This window comes from Streptomyces sp. NPDC058773 (assembly GCF_042746015.1).
Classification (GTDB): Bacteria; Actinomycetota; Actinomycetes; order Streptomycetales; family Streptomycetaceae; genus Streptomyces.
Window position 1 is genome coordinate 1 of record NZ_JBHYPE010000092.1, and the last position, 5,626, is coordinate 5,626.

6 protein-coding genes are annotated in these 5,626 nt (G+C 70.9%); 4 read left to right on the forward strand and 2 right to left on the reverse strand.

Annotated features, from left to right (window positions below):
• Positions 1-230: 230 nt before the first annotated feature.
• The 3 genes from pknB (at position 231) to ACFW5B_RS35075 (ending at position 3,826) form a co-directional block, all read left to right on the forward strand.
• Entirely contained in the window at positions 231-2,204 is a 1,974-nt protein-coding gene (pknB, locus tag ACFW5B_RS35065) for a Stk1 family PASTA domain-containing Ser/Thr kinase (RefSeq protein ID WP_386449140.1), read from the forward strand.
• 66 nt (positions 2,205-2,270) lie between these two features.
• On the forward strand, positions 2,271-3,170 hold the full coding sequence (locus ACFW5B_RS35070) for a deoxyribonuclease IV (RefSeq protein ID WP_386449127.1): 900 nt from the start codon (positions 2,271-2,273) through the stop codon (positions 3,168-3,170).
• Positions 3,171-3,259: 89 nt separating this feature from the next.
• Complete coding sequence (locus ACFW5B_RS35075) at positions 3,260-3,826, forward strand: DUF4396 domain-containing protein (RefSeq protein ID WP_386449130.1); 567 nt, start codon at positions 3,260-3,262, stop codon at positions 3,824-3,826.
• A gap of 38 nt (positions 3,827-3,864) precedes the next feature.
• Here the strand turns inward: ACFW5B_RS35075 and ACFW5B_RS35080 are convergent, their stop codons facing one another.
• Entirely contained in the window at positions 3,865-4,497 is a 633-nt protein-coding gene (locus ACFW5B_RS35080) for a sulfite oxidase-like oxidoreductase (protein WP_386449133.1), read from the reverse strand.
• Positions 4,498-4,644: 147 nt separating this feature from the next.
• Between ACFW5B_RS35080 and bfr the strand changes: the two genes are divergently transcribed.
• Positions 4,645-5,121, forward strand: coding sequence for a bacterioferritin (gene bfr, locus ACFW5B_RS35085; RefSeq protein ID WP_018093517.1), 477 nt, complete (start codon positions 4,645-4,647; stop codon positions 5,119-5,121).
• Positions 5,122-5,191: 70 nt separating this feature from the next.
• On the opposite strand, the gene ACFW5B_RS35090 is transcribed toward bfr, so the two are convergent.
• A complete protein-coding gene (locus tag ACFW5B_RS35090; RefSeq protein WP_386449137.1) occupies positions 5,192-5,446 on the reverse strand; it encodes a bacterioferritin-associated ferredoxin in 255 nt (84 codons plus the stop codon).
• Between the last annotated feature and the right edge of the window lie 180 nt (positions 5,447-5,626).

A 5,626-nucleotide genomic window follows, 5' to 3' on the forward strand; every position in this document is an offset into this window, starting at 1 on the left:
GGCCGGAGGGGCCTGGTGTGTGGACGTAAAGCGAAGCAGTCCACACACCAGGCACCGGAGGCCCGTCACCGCACCCGACAACCACCCGCCCGCCGCAGGCGCAACGACGAGCAACCCACACGGCGGGAAAGCCAAAAACGCGGGCCGAGGCAAAGCGCAGCGAAACGGCGCGCAACCACCACGGCGGCAAAGCCGAAAACGTACGGCCGATTAGACTCCTCGCCGTGGATATGACGCTTCAGGACCCGCTCGTGGGCCAGCTGCTCGACGGCCGCTACCGCGTCCAGGCGCGCATCGCCGCCGGGGGGATGGCCACGGTCTATCAAGCCGTGGACACCCGGCTGGACCGTCTGCTCGCGTTGAAGGTGATGCACCCGACGCTTGCGACGGACGCGGCGTTCGTCGACCGGTTCATCCGGGAGGCGAAGTCGGTCGCGCGGCTGTCGCATCCGAATGTGGTGGGGGTCTTCGACCAGGGCACGGACGGGACGTACGTCTATCTGGCGATGGAGTACGTCGCCGGCTGCACACTGCGCGATGTGCTGCGCGAACGCGGCGCTCTCCAGCCGCGGGCCGCGCTGGACGTCCTGGAGCCGATCCTCGCCGCGCTGGGGGCCGCGCACCGGGCCGGTCTGGTGCACCGCGACATGAAGCCGGAGAACGTCCTGATCGGGGACGACGGCCGGGTGAAGGTCGCCGACTTCGGTCTGGTGCGTGCGGTGGACACGAACACCACCGCCTCGACCGGCTCCGTACTGGGGACCGTGTCCTATCTCGCGCCCGAGCAGATGGAGCACGGCACCGCGGACGCCCGGGTCGATGTCTACGCCTGCGGTGTGGTGCTCTACGAGATGCTGACCGGCGGCAAGCCGCACAACGGCGGCTCCGTGGCACAGGTCCTCTACCAGCATCTGCACGAGGACGTGCTGCCGCCGTCCGGGCTGGTGCCCGGTCTCGCGCCGCAGCTGGACGAGCTGGTCGCGCTGGCCTGCGCCCGCGATCCGCAGCAGCGGCCGCAGGACGCGGTGGCGCTGCTGTCCCGGGCGCAGGAGGCCCGTGCGCAGCTGACCGACGACCAGCTGGACATCGTGCCGCCGACGGCCAAGGAGGTGCCCGCGGGCGGCCTCGTCGGCGGGGCGGGCGACGGCTCGGAGGCGACGGACGTGATACCCCGGCCCGAGGGCGTACAGCCGCCGCTGCCGGGGACGGACGGGGCGGAGCTGAACCGCACCAGCAGGCTGGAGGTGCCGCCGTCGGAGCGGACGACCCGGCTGCGTCCGGCGCCGGCTCCGGAGGCGCCCCGCGGCGGGCTGCTCCAGCGGCACAAGCTGATCACGGTCATCGCGGCGGTGCTGCTGCTCCTCGGGGCGGGCACCGGCGTCTGGTACATCAACTCCGGCCAGTTCACCACGGTCCCCGCGGTGCTGGACATGCCGCAGGCCAAGGCCGAGCGGACGCTGCGGGACGAGGGGCTGGACGTGAAGGTGGTGCGCGGCTTCAGCTCGAACGTGGAGCGCGGCCATGTGATGAAGACGGACCCGGAGAACGGCAGGCGGATCCGGGGTACGGACACGGTCACGATCACCGTCTCCCGGGGCCCGGACATCGTCACCGTCCCGGATCTGTCGGGCACCCCGGTCGCCGACGCGAAGCGCAAGCTGCGGGATCTCGGGCTGGTCCCGGGCACCGAGACCCGGACGTTCAGCAACGAGGTCGCCAAGGGCTCGGTGATCGGTACGGACCCGGCCGCGGGCACCAAGCGGCGGCCCGACACGGCGGTGGCGCTGACCATCAGCCGGGGCGCCGAGGTCGAGGTGCCCGGTGTGCTGGGCAGCGAGCGGGCGGACGCCACGGAGACACTGCGGGCGGCGGGGCTCAAGGTGCGCTTCGCCGCCGAGCCGGTCCACTCGACCCAGGACAAGGGCACCGTCGCCCGGCAGACCCCCGCCGAGGGCAAGAAGCTGGGCAAGGGCGACACGGTCACCCTGACGCTGTCCAAGGGCCCCGAGATGGTCCCCGTGCCGGATGTGACCGGCAAGAACGAAGAGGACGCCAAGAAGCAGCTGACGGATCTCGGCTTCCAGGTCGAGGTGGACAAGCCGTTCCTCTTCCCGCAGGACGAGGTCGAGTCGCAGTCCGTGGAGGCGGGCAAGAAGGCGCCCAAGGGCGGCACGATCACCATCAAGATGAAGGGCGCGCTGTAGCGCGCCGATTGCGGCGGCCCGCCGTCCGGGGGACGGCGGCCGCAGCGCACCTGGCACCCTGGGAGGGTGAGTACCTCCCCCTCCCCGAAGGGCGCCGAGCAGCGCGCCCGCGCCCGTAATCCGGTCGGTGGCCATGTGCCGGTGGCCGGCGGTCTGGCAAAGACCGGCATTCCGTACGCCCGTGAGATGGGCGACGAGGCCGTGCAGGTCTTCGTGGCCAACCCGCGCGGCTGGGCGACGGCCCCCGGCGACCCCGCACAGGACGAGGCGTTCCGGGCGGCCTGTGACCTGCACGGGATTCCGGCGTATGTGCACGCGCCGTATCTGATCAACTTCGGTTCCCACACCGAGGCGACGGTCGACAAGTCCGTGGCGTCGCTGCGGCATTCGCTGCGCCGCGCCCGCGAGATCGGTGCGCTCGGGGTGGTCGTGCACACCGGTTCGGCGACCGGCGGACGGCCGCGTGCGACGGCGATGGCGCAGGTCAGGGAGCGGATGCGGCCGCTGCTGGAGGAGCTGACACGGCCGGACGACCCCTGGCTGCTGCTGGAGCCGACGGCCGGGCAGGGCGCGTCGCTGTGTGCGCTGGCCGAGGACCTCGGGCCGTATTTCGACGCGCTGGACCGGCACCCCAAACTGGGCGTCTGCCTCGACACCTGCCATGCGTTCGCCGCCGGGCACGACATGGCGGCGCCGGGCGGGATGAAGGCGCTGCTGGACGAGCTGGTGGAGGTCACCGGCGAGGGGCGGCTGAAGCTGATCCACGCCAATGACTCCAAGGATGTGGCGGGCGCCCACAAGGACCGGCACGAGAACATCGGCGCGGGTCACATCGGTGCGGAGCCGTTCGGCGAACTGTTCGTGCATCCGGCGACGGCCGGGGTGCCGCTGGTCGTCGAGACACCGGGCGGCAAGGAGGGGCATGCGGCGGACGTGGCCCGGCTCAAGGAGCTGCGCGCGCCCTGAGACCCGCCGACACCCCATGGGGGAATACCCCTGGGGGGTACATTGTTCCTGCGGTACGGCAGGGACCGCTCTCTCGCGTGGGGGTTTCCATGGAACGCGCACCGCATGAGCACCGGGCGGCCACGCCCGCACACGGTGACCGGGACGGCGCCCCGGAGCGCGCCGGCCACCCGGACCACGTCGGCCGTGCGCCGTCCGCCGGCCGCCCCGCTCCCGGCCCTGCCGGCTGGGCGCCGGCGGCTCGGGCGACCCTGCACTGCCTGACCGGCTGCGCCCTTGGCGAGATCCTCGGCATGGTGATCGGTACGGCGCTGAGCTGGCACAACGTCCCGACGATGATCCTGGCGATCGTGCTGGCTTTCGTCTTCGGCTATGCGCTCACGGTGCGCGGCGTCCTGGCGGCGGGGGTCGGCCTCGGGGCAGCGCTCCGGGTGGCGCTGGCCGCCGACACGCTCTCCATCGCGGTCATGGAGCTGATCGACAACGGCGTGATCGCGCTCTGGCCGAGCGCCATGGACGCCCAGCTCTCGGACGCGCTGTTCTGGGGCGTGCTGGCCGCGTCCCTGCTGCTCGCCTTCGTGGTGACCACACCGGTCAACAAGTGGATGATCGGCCGCGGCAAGGGGCATGCGGTGGTGCACCGCTACCACCACTGATCATGGGTCGCACCGGCCACCGGATCCGGGCCTGCGGCTCAGAGCTCGGGGCCGTCGCCGGGCTCTTCCTGGTACGAGTAGCGCTGCTCCCGCCACGGGTCGCCCAGGTTGTGGTAGCCGCGTTCCTCCCAGAAACCCCGGCGGTCGGCCCGCATGTATTCGATGCCGCGGACCCACTTGGGCCCTTTCCAGGCGTACAGGTGGGGCACGATCAGCCGGACCGGGAATCCGTGCTCGGCGGTGAGGAGTTCACCGGAGCGATGGGTGGCGAAGAGGCAGTTCTCCGCGGCGAAATCCTCGATCCGCAAATTCGAACTGAATCCGTACTCGGCCCACACCATGACATGGGTGACATCGGGTGCCGGCGGCGCCAGCTCCAGGATGGTCCGGGTGTGCACCCCGCCCCATTCGGCTCCCAGCATGCTGAATTTCGTCACGCAGTGCATATCGGCGACGACCGTGGTGTACGGCAGTGCCGTGAATTCCTCGTGTGACCAGCAGTGTTTCGCGCCGTCGGCGGTGGCGCCGAACGCCCGGAACTCCCAGCGGTCGGCACGGAACTTCGGCACCGGCCCGTAATGCGTCACCGGCCAGCCCCGCTGGAGCCGCTGCCCCGGAGGCAGCTCAGGAGGCTCCTCTTCGCGGCTTTCCGGCTGACCCATGCCCTCCATGTTGTCAGACCGGAAGGGGTGCCGATGACCAGGGAGGGAGGGATTCGGGCAACTCGTACTAAGCGTGCACTTACTGGACGCCCCGCTCCAGGCGGTGCGAGGATGCGCGGCACCTGCCCAGTTCTCGCGTGGAAGGAGCCCGCAGCCATGCAGGGCGACCCCGAGGTCATCGAATTCCTCAACGAGCAGCTGACCGCCGAGCTGACCGCGATCAACCAGTACTTCCTGCACGCCAAGATGCAGGAGAACTTCGGCTGGACGAAGCTCGCGAAGTACACCCGCTCCGAGTCCTTCGACGAGATGAAGCACGCGGAGATCCTGACGGACCGGATTCTCTTCCTCGACGGTCTGCCGAATTACCAGCGGCTGTTCCACGTACGGGTCGGCCAGACCGTCACCGAGATGTTCCAGGCCGACCGGCAGATCGAGGTCGAGGCCATCGACCGGCTCAAGCGCGGCATCGAACTCATGCGCAACAAGGGCGACATCACCTCGGCGAATATCTTCGAGGACATCCTCGCCGACGAGGAACACCACATCGACTATCTCGACACCCAGCTGGAACTGATCGAGAAGCTCGGGGAGGCGCTCTACATCGCCCAGGTCATCGAGCAGCCGAGCTGAGCGGGCGGCCGGTGGTCCGCGCTCCGCGACGGTCCGGCCGGCACGGGCGGATCACCCGCACCCCGGAGGGCTACGCGGCCTCCGAGAGCGCCGCGGGCGCCACGACGCCCGCCTCCGCGGCCAGCGGCTCGGGCGCACCGCTGTCGATGAGCTCCCGGCGGGGGCAGTCACCCCGGCCGAGCAGGGACTGGATACGGCGCACACAGCCGCCGCAGTCGGTGCCGGCCTTGCAGGCGGAGGCGATCTGGCGGGGCGTGCAGGCGCCCGTGTCCGCGTGGTCGCGGACCTGCTGCTCGGTGATCCCGAAGCAAGAGCAGACGTACACGCGGTTTCACCTCCGGTGGGATGCCCCACCGATCCGGCTGATCATCAGTGAGGTAACCCTTACCTTACCTGGCCCGGCAGGGGCCGCACAACGCAGTGGGGGGGGGGGGGGGGGTCCGCGCCCCCCCCCCGGGGGAGGCCCCCCCCCCCCCCCCCGGGCCGCGCCCCCCCCCCCCCCCCC

Excerpts from the sequence above, each read along its gene's own strand:
- pknB (WP_386449140.1), top strand. The coding sequence starts at position 231 with ATGACGCTTCAGGACCCGCTCGTGGGCCAGCTGCTCGACGGCCGCTAC.
- ACFW5B_RS35075 (WP_386449130.1), top strand. The coding sequence starts at position 3,260 with ATGGAACGCGCACCGCATGAGCACCGGGCGGCCACGCCCGCACACGGT.
- ACFW5B_RS35080 (WP_386449133.1), bottom strand. The coding sequence starts at position 4,497 with ATGGAGGGCATGGGTCAGCCGGAAAGCCGCGAAGAGGAGCCTCCTGAG.
- bfr (WP_018093517.1), top strand. The coding sequence starts at position 4,645 with ATGCAGGGCGACCCCGAGGTCATCGAATTCCTCAACGAGCAGCTGACC.